This window comes from Geobacter sp. FeAm09 (assembly GCF_008330225.1).
Lineage (GTDB): Bacteria > Desulfobacterota > Desulfuromonadia > Geobacterales > Pseudopelobacteraceae > Oryzomonas.
On record NZ_CP042466.1, the window covers coordinates 254,499 to 268,537 of the forward strand.

Sequence of the window (14,039 nt, forward strand, 5' to 3'; positions counted from 1 at the left end):
GGGCATGATGAGTGTCCGGGGCTTAGCCGTTCAGTTCCCGCCAGCGGAAGCAGTCCACGGTATGGTCGTTGACCATGCCGACCGCCTGCATGTGGGCGTAGCAGATGGTGGTGCCGACAAAGCGGAAACCGCGCCGTTTCAGGTCGCGGCTCAGGGCGTCGGACACCGGCGTGCTGGCCGGAACCTCCTTGATGCTCCCCCAGCCATTCCGTACCGGCCTGCCGTCCACGAAGCCCCACTGGTAGGCCGCGAAGGAGCCGAACTCCTCCTGGACCTTCAGGAAGGCGCGGGCATTGGTGATGGTGGATTCCACCTTCAGGCGGTTGCGGACGATGCCGGGGTTGGCCAGCAACTCCGCCACCTTGTTCTCGTCGAACCGGGCCACCGCCTCGGGATCGAAACCGGCAAAGGCGGCCCGGTAAGCCTCCCGCTTGCGCAGAATGGTGATCCAGGAAAGCCCGGCTTGGGCGCCTTCCAGCGTCAGGAACTCGAACAGCACCCGGTCGTCACGCACCGGCACGCCCCATTCCCGGTCGTGGTAGGCTTGGTAGAGCGGGTCGCTGCCGGCCCAGGCGCAGCGGATCACGGCACCGGCCCCCGGTGCACTCTGGCCCGCTGCCGCTTGGGCGGTTTCGTTCGTTTCCATGCCTTTTCCCTCCCCGGCCATTCTCTTTTTTCCTTCGCGGCGTCTCTCGCCGCTACAAAAGTCCCCGCTCCACGAAACTCACGTACTCGCCGTCGCCGATGACGATATGGTCCAGCACCCTGATCCCCATGATGTCGCCGGCCTCGCGCAGGCGGCGGGTGACGGCCACGTCCTCGGTGCTGGGGGCCGGATCGCCGGTGGGGTGGTTGTGGACCAGGATCAGGGCTGCGGCGGATTCCTTGACGGCCGGGCTGAAGACCTCGCGGGGGTGGACGATGCTCTGGTTGAGGGAGCCCTCCGAGATCTGGACGCGGCGGATGATGCGGTTCTTGCCGTCCAGGAGCAGCGCCAGGAAATATTCCTTGCGGCTATCGCGGAATTCATGGTGAAAGTAGTCGAAGACCTGCCGGGGCGAGGTGAAGCGGTCGAAACTCTCCAGCTTGCGGGCCTGAAAACGCGAAGCCAGGGTGAAGGCGGCCTTGACGCCGGCCGCCTTGGCCAGTCCCATGCCTTTGATGGCGGTGATCTCGGTGAGGTCGGCGCTGCCCAGTTCCCGCAGGTTGCTGCCGAAGTGGCCGATCAGCGTGCGCCCCAGGTCTATGGCGCTCTGGCCGGTGGCCGGGTCGCCGCTCCTGACGATGAGGGCCAAAAGCTCGGCGTCGGTCAGGCCTGCCGCCCCCTGTCTGAGCATCTTCTCCCGAGGACGTTCATCCCGGGGCCACTCCTTGATCCCGCCGCTCATGACCACCTCCCGCAGTTGGATGTGCCACGCTCCCTTCCGGGAAGGGATTATCCTGCCATGACGAGGGCGATCACCGCGGCGCCGACCAGCAGGCGGTACCAGACGAACGGCGCGATACTCCGTTTCTGGACCATGCGCAACAGGAAGGCCACGCTGATGTAACCGGTGATCGCCGAGACCGCAATGCCCACCAGCATGGGAAGGCCTTCGCCGGCCGGGATGCCGTGCCTGGCCACGTGCAGGGTTTTGAGCAGGGCCGCTCCGGCCACGATGGGGAGCGAGAGCAGGAAGGAGAAGCGGGCCGCGCTCTCGCGGGTGAAGCCCAGCATCAGGCCGGCGGTGATGGTGATGCCCGAACGGGAGACGCCCGGGATCAGCGCCAGGCACTGGAACAGGCCGATGGTCAGGGCGTTGCCCGTTTTGACGTCGCTCAGGCCGTAGCGTTTGCGCCCCCAGCGGTCGGCCAGGCCCAGGATGACGCCGAAGACGATCAGGAAGGCGGCGATCAGCAGGGGGCTCTCGCGGAAGACCTCCTCCATGGTCTGTTCGAAAAGCTTGCCGACCACGGCGGCAGGCACCGTGGCCGCCAGGATCAGAAACGGCAGCCGTTTGGCCGGCGTGTCCAGGGAGCGTGTCGCCACGGCGTCAAGGGCGGCCACCACCAGTTGGACGATATCCCGGCGGAAATAGACCGCCAGGGCGATCAGTGTGCCAAGATGCAGGGCCACGTCGAAGGTCAGGCCCGATTCGGGCCATTTCAGAAACCAGGGCACCAGGATCAGGTGGGCGGAACTGCTGATGGGGAGTACTTCGCAAAATCCCTGGAGAGCGCCGAGGACGACGGCGTGCAACATGTTCATGAACGATTCCTTTCTGGCAGGGGAACGGCTATGGCAGGCTGCCCCGCTCCCCTTGAAACGGGCAGAATACTGCAAGACCGCCCCAAAGGCAACCGCCTAAACCGCCCCACGGCAATACCGTGACGCATCCGTGACATTTCTGTGGGAAGCGGAACAAAAACATGGTATATATGATAGGTTTTTATATTAAACGTAGCGGCTCTACAAGGACGGGAGGCGGAATGTTCGGATTGATCCCCAAGGAAGAGAAGTTCTTCCAGCTTTTCAAACAGATGACGGAAAATACCATCGTGGGGGCCAAGGCCCTCAAGGATATGCTCGACAATTTCGAGAACCCCGCCGCCAGCCAGCGCAGCATCAAGGATATCGAACACAACGGCGACTCGCTGACCCACGAGATCATCCAGAAGCTGAACAAAACCTTCGTCACCCCCTTCGACCGGGAGGACATCTACGCCCTCTCCAGCGCCCTGGACGACATCCTCGACCTGATCGACGCCTCGGCCCAGCGGATCATCATGTACAACGTGGAGACCATCCCCCACGAGGCCAAGTCCCTGGGCTTCATCATCCTCCAGTCCTGCCATGCCGTGGACAAGGCGGTTGCCATGCTGGGCAAGCAGTCCAACGAGCACATCTTCGAGGCGTGCGTGGAGATCAACGCCCTGGAGAACGAGGCCGACCGGGTATCCCGCGAGGCCATCAGCCGTCTGTTCGACGAGGAGAAGGACCCGATCCAGTTGATCAAATGGAAGGAGATCTTCGAAACGCTGGAAAAGGCCACCGACAAGTGCGAGGACGCAGCCAACATCCTGGAGAGCGTGGTGGTGAAAAATGCTTGACCCGGTTCTGGTGATGCTCTGCCTGGTCATCCTGGCGGCGCTGCTGTTCGACTACATCAACGGCTTCCACGATACGGCCAACGCCATCGCCACCTGCGTTTCGACCCGGGCGCTCTCGGTCAAGGCCGCCATCTGCATGGCCGCGCTCCTCAACTTCGCCGGCGCCATGATCTCCACCAAGGTGGCCTCCACCATCGGCAAGGGGATCGTGGACAGCTCCAACATCACCCAGATGGTGGTCCTGGCCGGCATCGCCGGTGCGATCATCTGGAACCTGATCACCTGGTACTACGGGCTTCCCTCCTCGTCCTCCCACGCCATCATCGGCGGCCTCATGGGCTCGGTGTACGCCCATGCCGGTCTCGGTGCCCTCAAGTGGTCCGGGCTGGAAAAGATCGTCCTCGCCCTGCTGATTTCTCCCGTCTTGGGGACCATCGTCGGCTTTATCTTCATGCTGATCCTCTACCGCCTGTTCCACAACAGCGCCCCCAGCGGGCTCAACAAGCATTTCCGCCGCTTGCAGGTCCTCTCGGCGGCCTTCATGGCCTTTTCCCATGGGACGGCCGATGCCCAGAAGTCCATGGGGGTCATCACCATGGCGCTGGTCAGCTACGGTTTCCTGAAAACCTTCGAGGTCCCCTGGGAGGTGATGGTGGCCTGCGCCACCGCCATGGCCTGTGGAACGGCCGTCGGAGGGTGGCGCATCATCAAGACCGTCGGCCGGGATTTCGTCAAGCTCCAGCCGGTGCACGGCTTCTGCGTGGAAACCGCCTCGGCCGGCGTTATCCTGGGGGCATCGGCCCTGGGCATGCCCACCAGCACGACCCATGTCATCACGTCCACTATCCTGGGGGTCGGGCTTTCCAAACGGCTCACGGCGGTCAACTGGAAGGTGGCCCAGCGCATCGTGCTGGCCTGGGTGCTGACCATCCCGGCTTCAGGGCTGGTGGCCTATCTGACCTATCAGGTGCTGAGCCCGCTGCTCGGCAGGTAGAGGCCGCTTTCCGCGCCGCATGCACACAAAAAAGGCGGGCCATCTGCCCGCCTGCTCACCCTATTCCAGATCTTCCCCCACCTCTTCCATCTCCCTCGTTATCTCGGTCATCGATGCATCCCGGCGTCGGAAGACGACCACCAGCCAATAGCAGAGAAAATAGGCCGCCACAGCCGAAATGAACCCGATGATCGAGCAACCCAGCAGCAGGGATTTGGCGTAGGGCTTGATATACTGCCATTCCAGCCCCTTGAGCGCCAACTCGTTCACCGGCTTGCCCCGCAGGAACCTGCCGAGCTTGTAGCTGACCGCCAGGGCGGGCACCACGGTAAGCGGCGTGTTGACCCAGGCGCCGCTGATGCAACTGAGCTTGTTGAGGCGGAAGATGAAGGCAAGGGCGATGGCCAGGGGGGTGTGGAGGCCGAAGAAGGGGGTGAAGCTGATGAAGACGCCGACGGCAAAACCGGCCGCAATGTGGCCGGGATGGCCGTCCAGGGAGAGGATGGCCTTGAAGCGTTGTATGAGTTTTTCCTTATTGAACATTATTACTCCAAGCGCATGTAACTCTAAAGCCTCCATGTCGCTCTTGTCAACTTTTCCGGCCTTGTGGGGCCAAAATAGTTGACGTACACATTTTTTTCATATTATCCTACTTACCGATAGGTAGATAACCGTAAAGGCGCAGTGCCATGGCACAACAGCATGACATAACCTCTCCGCAGCCGGAGACCCGCGGGCGGTTGCTGCGGGCCGCGCTCGACCTCTTCACCCAGCGCGGCTACAGCGCCACGTCGGTACGCGAGATATGCGCCGCAGCCGGGGTGACCAAGCCGGTGCTCTATTACCATTTCAAGAGCAAGGAAGGGATGTACCGCGCCCTGCTGGAGGAACCCTTTTGCCGCTTCGGGGCCATTCTGGCGACCTTTTCCCATCCGGAAGGAAGTGCTGCCCAGCAGGTGCTGGACCTGTGCGACCGCATATTCACCCTCTTCAGCGAGCATCTCAACGTTGCGCGACTGATGCATGTCATCTATTATGGCCCTCCGCAGGGGGCGCCTTTTTTCGATTTTGAGGTGTTTCACCGCAAGCTGCACGATCTGGTGAAGGAACTGGTTGCCGCCGGCATCCACAAGGGTGAACTGCGCCCGGGCAATGTGGAGGACATGAGCTGGGTACTCATCGGCACCCTCAATGTGGCGCTGGAAGAACAGCTTTGCCAGCGGCGGCCGCGCCTTGACCGGGCCGGGCTCGGGCGGCTCATTCGGCTGGTCGTGCAGGGCTTCGCTGCCATGGGGCACGCGGACGCCAGGCCGGGCGATGAACCGCGGGATGGCGGCCGCGCAGTTTCAGGGGCGGGGACCTGGGGGCCCGGCGCGGCATAACGAAGGCGAGGTGACAAACGGTGGGTAATCTTTTTCTTGTCGTTCTGATGGTGTGCGGCGGCGTGGCGGTTGCGGTACAGCCATCCATCAATGCCCGGCTGGCCCAGAAGGTCGGCAGCTACGAGAGTTCCATGATCTCGTTTGCCGTGGGAACGCTGGCCCTGCTGGCGGTGGTCATGCTCACCGGTCGCGGGACGTGGCGGGGCGTCACCACCGCCGCGTGGTGGGAGCTGACCGGCGGCCTCCTGGGCGCCTTTTTCGTCACCCTGACCATCATCACCGTGCCACGCCTGGGCACGGCGGCGGTCATGGCCGCGATCATCACCGGGCAATTGGCCACCGGGGCGCTTTTGGACCACTTCGGGCTGTTCGGGTTGCGCCACCTGCCGCTTACCCCCCTGCGCTGTCTCGGCGTCGCCCTTTTGGCGGCCGGGGCCGCATTGGTCATCAGGCGCTAAGGCCTTGGCGTTTCCATAATCTGAACCGGGAAAGGAATGGTAGGAACGACATCATGAAGCAGAGCATACTGACGAAATGGCTGCCCAAGTCCATCCTGGCGCTCAAGGGATATACGAAGGGCGATCTTGCGGCCGACACGACCAGCGGCATCACGGTCGGCCTGGTGGCGCTGCCGTTGGCCATGGCCTTCGGCATCTCCTCCGGCGTCACGCCCCAGGCAGGCATCTATACGGCGATCATCGCCGGCTTCCTGATTTCGGCCCTGGGCGGCTCGCGGACCCAGATCGGCGGCCCGACCGGGGCGTTCGTGGTGGTTATTGCCGCCATCATCGCCCGGCATGGCCTTTCGGGCCTGCTGATGGTCACCATGATGGCCGGCATGATCCTGATCTTCCTGGGGCTGACCGGCCTGGGGAATGCGGTCAAATTCATCCCCCGGCCGGTTGTCATCGGTTTCACCAACGGTATCGCCATCCTCATCGCCTCCACCCAGTTCAAGGATTTCCTCGGGCTGCGGGTGGACGCCGCGGTGCCCAGCGAATTCTTGGAGCGGATGGGCTTCATCGCCCAGAACCTGGGCCGGGCGGACTTGGCCGCCATCGTGCTGGCCGTGGCCTCCCTGGCCGTCATCCTGGTCGTGCCGCGTTTTACCCGTCGCATACCGGGCTCGATCGTCGCCCTGGTGGGAGCCACGGCCTGCGTCGCCCTCCTGGACCTCCCCGTGGCGACCATCGGCAGCAAATTCGGCGGCATCCCCACCGGCCTGCCCCACCTGCAGATCCCCGAGTTCCACCGGGAACTGATTATCCCGTTGCTCCCCTCGGCGCTTACCGTGGCGCTCCTGGCGGCCATCGAGAGCCTGCTCTCGGCGGTGGTGGCCGATTCCATGAGCGGCGACCGCCACAACTCCAACGTGGAGCTGGTGGCCCAGGGGGTCGCCAACCTGACGGTGCCGCTGTTCGGCGGCATCCCGGTCACCGGCGCCATCGCCCGCACCGCCACCAACATCCGCTCCGGGGCGCGCTCGCCCCTTTCCGGCATCGTCCACGCCCTGACCCTGCTCTGCATCGTCATGTTCGCCGCGCCGCTGGCCCGCTTCATCCCGCTGTCCACCCTGGCGGCGGTGCTGTTCGTCGTGGCCTACAACATGGGAGAGTGGCGCGAGATACCCATGATCCTCCGCCTCAACCGGAAAGAGATCGCCGTCTGGCTGATCACCTTCCTCCTCACCGTGGTGGCCGACCTGACCATTGCCGTGGAAGTGGGCATGACCCTGGCGGCGCTTCTCTACATCTACCAGGTCTCGAGCACCACCGTGGTGGCGCCCCTGACGGCCGAGGCCATCGAAAAGGCCAAGGCCCACATCGTGCAGGATCACAGCATCCCCCACTACATCAGCATGTTCCACGTGCAGGGGCCGCTTTTGTTCGGCGCGGCGGAAAAACTGGCCCGCATGTCCCATTCGGTGGAGCGCCTGCAACCGATCGTCATCCTGCGGCTGCGCTACATGACCGCCATCGACGCCACCGGCTTGTACGCCATCGAGCAGTTCCACCAGAAGCTCCACGAGTCGGGCAGGGCGCTGATCCTGTGCGGCACGCGGGGCCAGCCCAAGAAGCTGATCTACACCTCGAACCTGCCCCATCTGCTGGGGGCGCGCAATATCCTGCCCAACATCCGGTCGGCCCTCCACCGGGCGGAGGATATCCACGGGCAGTTCGGCGGCATCGGCGAGGAGGCGGCCGCCGGGTTGGCGGAAGCCCCGGTATAGTGAGTGACCAGCGGCCGAGAACGGCCGTCAAGAAAGGAGCGAGAGTATGAAGACTCGATTCGTGACGATCACCCTGATTGCGTTGTGGGGGGCAGTGGTTGCCGGCACCTGCCGGGCCGATGACTATGCCGGCGTTACGTCCCGCAAATTGCTGAGTACCGCCACGGCCAGCAACGGCCAGAAGATCTCCTACCTGGCCACCGACCGGCCGGAGGTCACGGCGATGGTCGTGGAGCTCCAACCCGGCGGCGAGACCGGCTGGCACCTGCACAACGCGCCGGTCTACGCCTACGTGCTGTCCGGTTCCCTGGATGTGGAGATGGCCGATGGCAGGAGCTATGTCTTCAAGCAGGGGGACGCCATCGTGGAGGTGCAGAACCTTGCCCACAACGGCCGGACCGTCGGCAACGGCCCGGCCCGGCTGGTGGTTTTCTATGCCGGCGAGCAGGACCGCCCCAATGTGGTGAAGGTGGAGCGGCCGAAGCGGGGTCTTGAATAGCCGGGGATACCGTCCGGGACCATAAACACAACCCGCACCTGCCTGCCGGGAGGCCCGCTGTCGCTCCCGGTTCAGGCGCGCGCCCTGACGCGCACAAGGCCGGCCCTCCATTGAGGGCCGGCCTTGTACGTGGGGAACGGAACCGGGGCGGATCAGAACTTTATCTGTACCCGCTTTTTGCCGGCGCCCTCATCTTTGACCCAGAGAAGGGTCTTCTTCGAACGGTTGCACCATTCACGGACGTCGTTTTCGAACGTGGAGCAGTCCGCGACGACCTCCAGGATATCGCCCGGTTTCATCTTCGTCGCCAGGATGCTGACCTTCAGGGTCGGCTGCGGGCATTTCATGCCCAGGCAGTCAAGAACTTGTGTAGCCATTGTGAACCTCCCTCTGTGTGATGTTGTACCAAACCCCATTCAAACGGGATGTGTGGATGCGTCTGCGAAGCCGCTCATGGTGGACTCCCTTTCCTTACCGTCCTGAATCCGTGCCGGCCAACCCGCGAACGGCAGCGACGAAGTCGTTCGTCACCTGGGAAAACTTCTCCGCTTCTGCCGCGGAAACGTAATCGAAATAGAAACGCGCCGGATCGACGCCGAGTTGGGGCATCATCCGTTCCAGCAGTTCGGCGCGGCAGAAGGCCCGCAGGTTGCCTTCCTTGTAGTGGCAGTCGCCCGGGTGGCAGGCCAGCACCATCACCCCGTCGGCCCCTTTCTGGAACGTCTCCAGGATCAGGGTCGGTTCGACCCGGCCGGAGCACATGACGCGCACGACCGACACTTCGGCAGGGACCGGCAGCTGGTTCATGCCGGTCTTGTCCGCCCCGGCATAGGAGCACCAGTTGCAGAGGAAGGCCACGATCCTGACCTCGCCCGGGGCGGAGGCGGCCACCATCTCCGCGGCGGGGTGCGGTGCAACGTTCGGCATGGTGCGGCAGCTCATGATAACACCCCCTCGATCTCGGCGCGGAGCATGGCGCGGGAAAAGCCCTGGGCCGTTATGGCGCCCGCCGGACAAACCGCCACGCAGGTCCCGCAGCCCCGGCAGAGAATATCGGAAATATCGGCCGTCTTGGTGGCATCATCCCAGGATATGGCCTTGTAGGGGCAGACCCTGATGCAGCTTTTGCAGCCGGCGCACTGTTCCGCAGCCACGACGGCCACCTGGGGATCGACCGTCAGGTCGCGCCCCTCCACCAGTTCCGAGAGCGCAACGCCGGCCGCCGCGGTACCCGAGGCAAAGGCCTCGCGGATGTCCCCCGGCCCGCGGCAGGTGCCGGCCAGATAGACCCCCTTGAGCGGGCTGAGAAAGGAGCCGGAGAGGGCATGGATGGGGGCGATGAAACCGGCGTCGTCCACCCCGAGTTCCAGGAGGCGGGCCGTTTGCGTGGTCCCCTGGCCGGGAACCGTGGGTCCGCAGAGCACGATCATGTCGGCGGGAACCTCGGCGCCGTTCGACCCGCAGACGATAACGCGGCCGCGGTCCGTTTCGGCCACGGTCAGGTCCCCGAGCCCGCCGTAGCGGACCACCTGGCTGTGGTCATGACTGAAGAGCCGGGCGGCGTTGACCCCGGCAACCACTTGCTCCCTGACGAGACGGGTGACGGTCAGCCCCTCCTGTTTCGCGGCGGCGATATGGGCATATTTCAGGGCCGCCTGGCAGCAGGTGCCGGAACAGTAGGTGACGGCATCATCGAACGAACCCGCGCACTGCACGATGGCGAGGGAGGCGGGGGCGGCACCGTCCCCTTTGACCAGTTCGCCGCCGGAGGGGCCGGTCATGGCCAGCAGCCGCTCGAAGGAGTAGGCGGAGAAGACGTTGTCCTTACCCGCGAAAGCGGGCGGGGCGACCGGCAATTCCTCCGCCCCGGTGGCCACGATGATGGCGCCGGCTTCCACCACACTATCCCGGATTGTGTCGCCGAAGTCAAGGGCGCCCTCCACCGGGCATTCGGCCAGACAGGCACCGCACTCCTGACCGTTTAATTTCAGGCAGCGGGCGGCGTCCACATGGGGCAGGTTGGGGAGCGCGCCGACAAACGGGCCATCCACGGCGGCCAGTTCGCCGCCGCAGTTCCAGGGGTTTTCCCGGCGTTCCGGGCAGACGGCGGCGCAGACCATGCAGCCGATGCAGAGTTCGGGATTCACGTACCGGGGCTGCTGACGCAGGGAGAGCTGCCAATTGCCGAAGCTCCCCTTGACCTCGGTCACCTCCGTCAGGGTGAGGAGTTCGATATGTTCGCTTTCCGGGCCGTGGAGCAATTCGCCCATGCCCGGCTCAAGCAGACAGGGGCCGCATTCCAGGTTGGGGAACAGCTCTTCGAAGCGTACCGGCATGCCGCCGAAGAACGGTTCCTTTTCGATCAGCGTCACCCTGCGGCCGGCCCGGGCCAGGGTCAGGGCGGCCTGGATGCCGGCCGGGCCGGCGCCGATGACTGCCACGTCGGTCCGCACCGGGACGTGGCGTTCCACAAGCGGCTGGTGGTGCCGGACCCGCTTCAGGGCCGCGCCGATGAGACGCGCGGCCTTGCGCGTCGCCTCGCCGGGGTCGGCGGTAACCCAGGCCACCTGCTCGCGGACGTTGATCATCTGGAGGTAGTAGGGGTTGATGCCGGCCGAGGCCAGGAGGCCGCGAAAGGTCCGCTCGTGCTCCCGCGGCGAACAGGCCGCCACCACGACCCGCTCCGGCTGGTGTTCCTTCAGCCAGGCGGCCAGCTTTTCCAGGTTTTCGGCACCGCAGGCCAACTCGTCGGTCGTGACGACCGGCTTGTCCGGGTGCTCGGCCAATTGGGCCTGCACCGCGTCCCAATCGATCTTCTCGCTGATGATGCCGCTACAGGTACAGAGGATGACGGCGGTTCTGGGTTGCTTGTTCATGGCGCCTCCGCGGGTGAGCCCGCATTTTTCCGGGCGAGGATGGAACGGACGGCGGTGCAGGCACGCGGCACGGCTGCTTCAACCTCGGGAGTAAGATCTTCGCTGAATGTGGTCACATCCCTGGCGACCACGGCCACCAGGCTGATGTCCGAGTTGTCGGGAAGCGGCATCCCCATGGCGCGGCCGATGTCGAGCGCCTCGGGAAGGCCGCAGTCGTGGCTGCATGCCGCGTTGTGGGATGCCCCCTGGATACCGCTTACGACCACCTGGCCCGGGGGGAGGCTCTCGTCGAGCAGCGCATCGATGATGATGGCGTTCCGGGTGCCGGACAACTCCTCCAGGAGCAGCAGGCCGCCGGCATGTGCCTCCACGAAACGGACGCCGGGATACCCCTCGCCGGCAAGTTCGCGGACGATCCGGGGGCCGACGCTGTCATCCGTGAGAAACGGCGATCCCAGGCCGATGACCACCATCAAAGGCCCCGGCTGATCCGGTCGAGAATGGTCCCGTCGCCGGAGCGGCGGACCGTGACTTCCAGGGGCGCGGTGCCGATGGCGTGGGTCGCGCAGGAACAGCAGGGATCGTACAGGCGGAACGCCATCTCGACCCGGTTGAGGATGCCGTCGCTGACCACGCCCTTATGGATCAGCCCTTTGGCAGCCTTGGCGATGGACATGCCGATGGGTGCGTTGTTGTTGGTCGTCCCGACCAGCAGGTTGACGCTGGTGAGGATGCCGCGTTCGTCGCAGGTGAAATGGTGCGTCAGGGTCCCCCGGGGGGCCTCCACGGAACCGATGCCGACGCCGGCGCGGCAGGATACGGCCTGCCGCACCTCCGGGTCGCACAGCTCCGGGTGGTCGGCCAGTTCCTGCATCCGTTCCGCCGCAGAGAGCAGCTCGATCAGGCGCGCCCAGTGGGTGGCGAGCCGATGGTGAACCGGGCGATTGCGGCCGCCCGGGCCGTTGCCGCGGCAGCCGAAGGCGTCGAAGAACCGTTCGAACTCGGCCTGGGCGCGGGGGGTCGCCATCCGGTCGGCCACGTTGAGCCGCGCCAGGGGGGTCGCCTGGTAGACGCCGCTCTCGGGGCCGTCCACGAACCCTTTCCAGCCGATGTTCTTCAGGTAGGGGAACTTGACGTAGCTCCAGGGTTCCACATGCTCCGCGACATGGTCCAGGTACTCCTGGGGACGGTAGCGGACAAACTCGTTGCCCGCCGGGTCCACGACCCGGATGGTGCCGTCGTAGAAGTTCGGGGCGTTATGCGCGTCCACGGTGCCCATGGAATAGGTCTGGTGGGCGTAGAGGTCGCCCAGCACCAGGTCGCGGTAGGCCTCGTTGCCCAGGACGATCCGATGGAAGGTTTCCAGGGAAAACTGGGCGAATTCGATGTTCTGCCGGGCGATCTCCCGGGCTTCCCGGGCGATCTCAGGGGTGACCGCCATGCTCCAGCCGCCGGGGAGGGCGCCGCAGAGATGAACGCCCCGGCCGCCCAGCTTCTTGATCAGTTCGTGGTTGCGCGCCCGGCAGGCGATGACCGCCTTGCCCGCATCCAGGCCGACCTTGCGGATCACGCCGAGGATATTGCGCTCTTCCTTGGGGGCGTCGGGTCCCACGATGAAATCGGGGCCGCCGAGGCAGTAGAAATGGGTGGTGTGATCGGTGACGAAAAACGCGCTGTAAATCAGTTCCCTGATCCGGGCCGCCGCGGGGAGGCAGGGGGCTCCGAACAGTTCGTCCAGGGCCTTGGCCGCGGCAATGTGATGGGCTTCGGGACAGACCCCGCAGATGCGGTTGGTGATATTGGGCATCTCCTCGGCCTGGCGGCCGACGCAGAACGACTCGAAGCCGCGCAGCTCGGGAACCTGGAAATAGGCGGAAACCACCTCGCCGGCGTCGTCCAGGAAGATCTCGATCCTGCCGTGCCCTTCCAGGCGGGTGATGGGGTCGATGGTGATGCGTTGGTTCATGGTTCAACCTCCGGGCTACGGTCGGCAACCACGGTCGCTGCCAGGTTGTAGCGGTAAAAGGTGCCGAGCGGATCGGCGACGCCGGCCAGGGCGCTGCGCAGGCGGGCGTGGATGTCGGCCTCCGCCTTGCCGCCGGATTCTCCGGGATCGACCACCGCGGCAAGGGCCGACAGGGCGGCGGCACCGGGGTCGGCGTTCCGGTCGAGGGCACCGTAGCAACCGGTGCAGGGCATGGCGACGGCAGGGCAGAGGGCGCCGCAGCCGCCATGGGTGGCGGTGCCGATGCAGGGGAAACCCTGTTCGGCCAGGCACCAGCCCGCCTCGGGAACCGCCTCAAAGGGGCGTGCCAGGCGGGCGGCCAGGGAGCCGCGCTTCTCGCGGCCGCATTGGTCGCAGACGGCCCGTGCCGTGCAGCCGAGCAGCGTGCCGTTCTCCGGCAGCGGATTACCCGAGGCCACGTGGCGGATGACGGCGACGATCTGTTCCGGTTCGGGGGGGCAGCCCGGCATGGTGTAGTCCACCGTCACGGCTTCGTGCACGGCCAGCACCCGTTGGAGAAACGCCGGCAGTTCCAGTTCGCCGCCCGGTACGGGTGAACTCCCTCCCGGGATCGGGCCCGCGGCGTTATCGACGCTTGCCGAGGAACGGAAAACGGTTTCGAGCACATGGCCGATGCCGTGCTGGTTGGCCAGGGCCGGAATGCCGCCGCTGGCGGCGCAGGCTCCGAAGGCGACGAACAGTTGGGATTTGCGGCGCAGCAGTTCGGCCATTTCCAGGTTTTCCTCGGTCCGCAGGGCGCCATTGAACAGCGTCAGGAAGATCGCCCCGTCGGGCAGCGCCTCGATGTCTGCCCGCTTGGTGTCCAGAAGGCAGGGGCAGAACATGAAGTCGAAATAGGCATCGACCTCGAGGAGCGCCTCGTTGATGTTTGCCAGGGCGATCTCGCAGCCGCCGCAGGATGCGGCCCAGTACATGGCGAGTTTTGGTTTGAGGGTCGGCATG

The 14,039-nt window shown here is 65.1% G+C and carries 16 protein-coding genes; 6 read left to right on the forward strand and 10 right to left on the reverse strand.

Going from position 1 to position 14,039, the window contains the following annotated elements; genetic code table 11:
- Window positions 1-22: 22 nt before the first annotated feature.
- The 3 genes from FO488_RS01175 to uppP are packed head-to-tail and all read right to left on the reverse strand — an operon-like array spanning window position 23 to window position 2,248.
- On the reverse strand, window positions 23-646 hold the full coding sequence (locus FO488_RS01175) for a DNA-3-methyladenine glycosylase I (protein ID WP_149208851.1): 624 nt from the start codon (window positions 644-646) through the stop codon (window positions 23-25).
- A gap of 52 nt (window positions 647-698) precedes the next feature.
- Entirely contained in the window at window positions 699-1,388 is a 690-nt protein-coding gene (gene radC / locus FO488_RS01180; RefSeq protein WP_149208852.1) for a DNA repair protein RadC, read from the reverse strand.
- Between the two features lie 47 nt (window positions 1,389-1,435).
- Window positions 1,436-2,248, reverse strand: coding sequence for an undecaprenyl-diphosphatase UppP (gene uppP / locus FO488_RS01185; protein WP_149208853.1), 813 nt, complete (start codon window positions 2,246-2,248; stop codon window positions 1,436-1,438).
- Window positions 2,249-2,469: 221 nt separating this feature from the next.
- On the opposite strand from uppP, the gene FO488_RS01190 reads away from it, so the two are divergent.
- Window positions 2,470-3,090, forward strand: a complete 621-nt coding sequence (locus FO488_RS01190; RefSeq protein WP_149208854.1) for a DUF47 domain-containing protein — start codon at window positions 2,470-2,472, stop codon at window positions 3,088-3,090.
- The gene (locus tag FO488_RS01195) at window positions 3,083-4,084 is read left to right on the forward strand and encodes an inorganic phosphate transporter (protein ID WP_149208855.1); all 1,002 of its coding nucleotides are present in this window, start codon (window positions 3,083-3,085) and stop codon (window positions 4,082-4,084) included. Before FO488_RS01190 ends, FO488_RS01195 begins: the two co-directional genes overlap by 8 nt.
- 60 nt (window positions 4,085-4,144) lie before the next feature.
- On the opposite strand, the gene FO488_RS01200 is transcribed toward FO488_RS01195, so the two are convergent.
- Entirely contained in the window at window positions 4,145-4,627 is a 483-nt protein-coding gene (locus FO488_RS01200) for a DUF2062 domain-containing protein (protein ID WP_149208856.1), read from the reverse strand.
- 146 nt (window positions 4,628-4,773) lie between these two features.
- Between FO488_RS01200 and FO488_RS01205 the strand changes: the two genes are divergently transcribed.
- Genes FO488_RS01205 through FO488_RS01220 form a run of 4 tightly spaced genes read left to right on the forward strand, consistent with a single transcriptional unit; the run spans window position 4,774 to window position 8,195 of the window.
- A complete protein-coding gene (locus FO488_RS01205; RefSeq protein WP_149208857.1) occupies window positions 4,774-5,466 on the forward strand; it encodes a TetR/AcrR family transcriptional regulator in 693 nt (230 codons plus the stop codon).
- Window positions 5,467-5,486: 20 nt separating this feature from the next.
- Window positions 5,487-5,924: a DMT family transporter gene (locus FO488_RS01210; protein WP_149208858.1), complete on the forward strand. Its 438-nt coding sequence runs from the start codon at window positions 5,487-5,489 to the stop codon at window positions 5,922-5,924.
- Between the two features lie 53 nt (window positions 5,925-5,977).
- Complete coding sequence (locus FO488_RS01215) at window positions 5,978-7,696, forward strand: SulP family inorganic anion transporter (RefSeq protein WP_149208859.1); 1,719 nt, start codon at window positions 5,978-5,980, stop codon at window positions 7,694-7,696.
- A gap of 46 nt (window positions 7,697-7,742) precedes the next feature.
- The gene (locus tag FO488_RS01220) at window positions 7,743-8,195 is read left to right on the forward strand and encodes a cupin domain-containing protein (RefSeq protein ID WP_149208860.1); all 453 of its coding nucleotides are present in this window, start codon (window positions 7,743-7,745) and stop codon (window positions 8,193-8,195) included.
- A gap of 152 nt (window positions 8,196-8,347) precedes the next feature.
- Here FO488_RS01220 and FO488_RS01225 read toward each other — a convergent pair whose 3' ends face one another.
- From FO488_RS01225 to FO488_RS01250, 6 genes are all read right to left on the reverse strand, one after another.
- Window positions 8,348-8,572 (reverse strand): sulfurtransferase TusA family protein, encoded by a 225-nt coding sequence (locus FO488_RS01225; RefSeq protein ID WP_149208861.1) that lies wholly within the window; start codon window positions 8,570-8,572, stop codon window positions 8,348-8,350.
- A gap of 94 nt (window positions 8,573-8,666) precedes the next feature.
- On the reverse strand, window positions 8,667-9,137 hold the full coding sequence (locus tag FO488_RS01230) for a hydrogenase iron-sulfur subunit (protein WP_149208862.1): 471 nt from the start codon (window positions 9,135-9,137) through the stop codon (window positions 8,667-8,669).
- The gene (locus FO488_RS01235; RefSeq protein WP_149208863.1) at window positions 9,134-11,071 is read right to left on the reverse strand and encodes a CoB--CoM heterodisulfide reductase iron-sulfur subunit A family protein; all 1,938 of its coding nucleotides are present in this window, start codon (window positions 11,069-11,071) and stop codon (window positions 9,134-9,136) included. Before FO488_RS01235 ends, FO488_RS01230 begins: the two co-directional genes overlap by 4 nt.
- Window positions 11,068-11,544: a hydrogenase maturation protease gene (locus FO488_RS01240; protein ID WP_149208864.1), complete on the reverse strand. Its 477-nt coding sequence runs from the start codon at window positions 11,542-11,544 to the stop codon at window positions 11,068-11,070. Before FO488_RS01240 ends, FO488_RS01235 begins: the two co-directional genes overlap by 4 nt.
- The gene (locus tag FO488_RS01245; RefSeq protein WP_149208865.1) at window positions 11,544-13,037 is read right to left on the reverse strand and encodes a Ni/Fe hydrogenase subunit alpha; all 1,494 of its coding nucleotides are present in this window, start codon (window positions 13,035-13,037) and stop codon (window positions 11,544-11,546) included. The genes FO488_RS01240 and FO488_RS01245 overlap by 1 nt, the downstream gene beginning before the upstream one ends.
- Window positions 13,034-14,038 (reverse strand): hypothetical protein, encoded by a 1,005-nt coding sequence (locus tag FO488_RS01250; RefSeq protein WP_149208866.1) that lies wholly within the window; start codon window positions 14,036-14,038, stop codon window positions 13,034-13,036. The genes FO488_RS01245 and FO488_RS01250 overlap by 4 nt, the downstream gene beginning before the upstream one ends.
- Window position 14,039: the final 1 nt, after the last annotated feature.

Coding starts and splice junctions, on each gene's coding strand:
- FO488_RS01225 (WP_149208861.1), bottom strand. CDS start 8,572: ATGGCTACACAAGTTCTTGACTGCCTGGGCATGAAATGCCCGCAGCCG.
- radC (WP_149208852.1), bottom strand. CDS start 1,388: ATGAGCGGCGGGATCAAGGAGTGGCCCCGGGATGAACGTCCTCGGGAG.
- FO488_RS01220 (WP_149208860.1), top strand. CDS start 7,743: ATGAAGACTCGATTCGTGACGATCACCCTGATTGCGTTGTGGGGGGCA.
- FO488_RS01245 (WP_149208865.1), bottom strand. CDS start 13,037: ATGAACCAACGCATCACCATCGACCCCATCACCCGCCTGGAAGGGCAC.
- FO488_RS01190 (WP_149208854.1), top strand. CDS start 2,470: ATGTTCGGATTGATCCCCAAGGAAGAGAAGTTCTTCCAGCTTTTCAAA.
- FO488_RS01175 (WP_149208851.1), bottom strand. CDS start 646: ATGGAAACGAACGAAACCGCCCAAGCGGCAGCGGGCCAGAGTGCACCG.
- FO488_RS01195 (WP_149208855.1), top strand. CDS start 3,083: ATGCTTGACCCGGTTCTGGTGATGCTCTGCCTGGTCATCCTGGCGGCG.
- FO488_RS01205 (WP_149208857.1), top strand. CDS start 4,774: ATGGCACAACAGCATGACATAACCTCTCCGCAGCCGGAGACCCGCGGG.
- FO488_RS01215 (WP_149208859.1), top strand. CDS start 5,978: ATGAAGCAGAGCATACTGACGAAATGGCTGCCCAAGTCCATCCTGGCG.
- FO488_RS01230 (WP_149208862.1), bottom strand. CDS start 9,137: ATGAGCTGCCGCACCATGCCGAACGTTGCACCGCACCCCGCCGCGGAG.
- FO488_RS01250 (WP_149208866.1), bottom strand. CDS start 14,038: ATGCCGACCCTCAAACCAAAACTCGCCATGTACTGGGCCGCATCCTGC.
- FO488_RS01240 (WP_149208864.1), bottom strand. CDS start 11,544: ATGGTGGTCATCGGCCTGGGATCGCCGTTTCTCACGGATGACAGCGTC.
- FO488_RS01235 (WP_149208863.1), bottom strand. CDS start 11,071: ATGAACAAGCAACCCAGAACCGCCGTCATCCTCTGTACCTGTAGCGGC.
- uppP (WP_149208853.1), bottom strand. CDS start 2,248: ATGAACATGTTGCACGCCGTCGTCCTCGGCGCTCTCCAGGGATTTTGC.
- FO488_RS01200 (WP_149208856.1), bottom strand. CDS start 4,627: ATGTTCAATAAGGAAAAACTCATACAACGCTTCAAGGCCATCCTCTCC.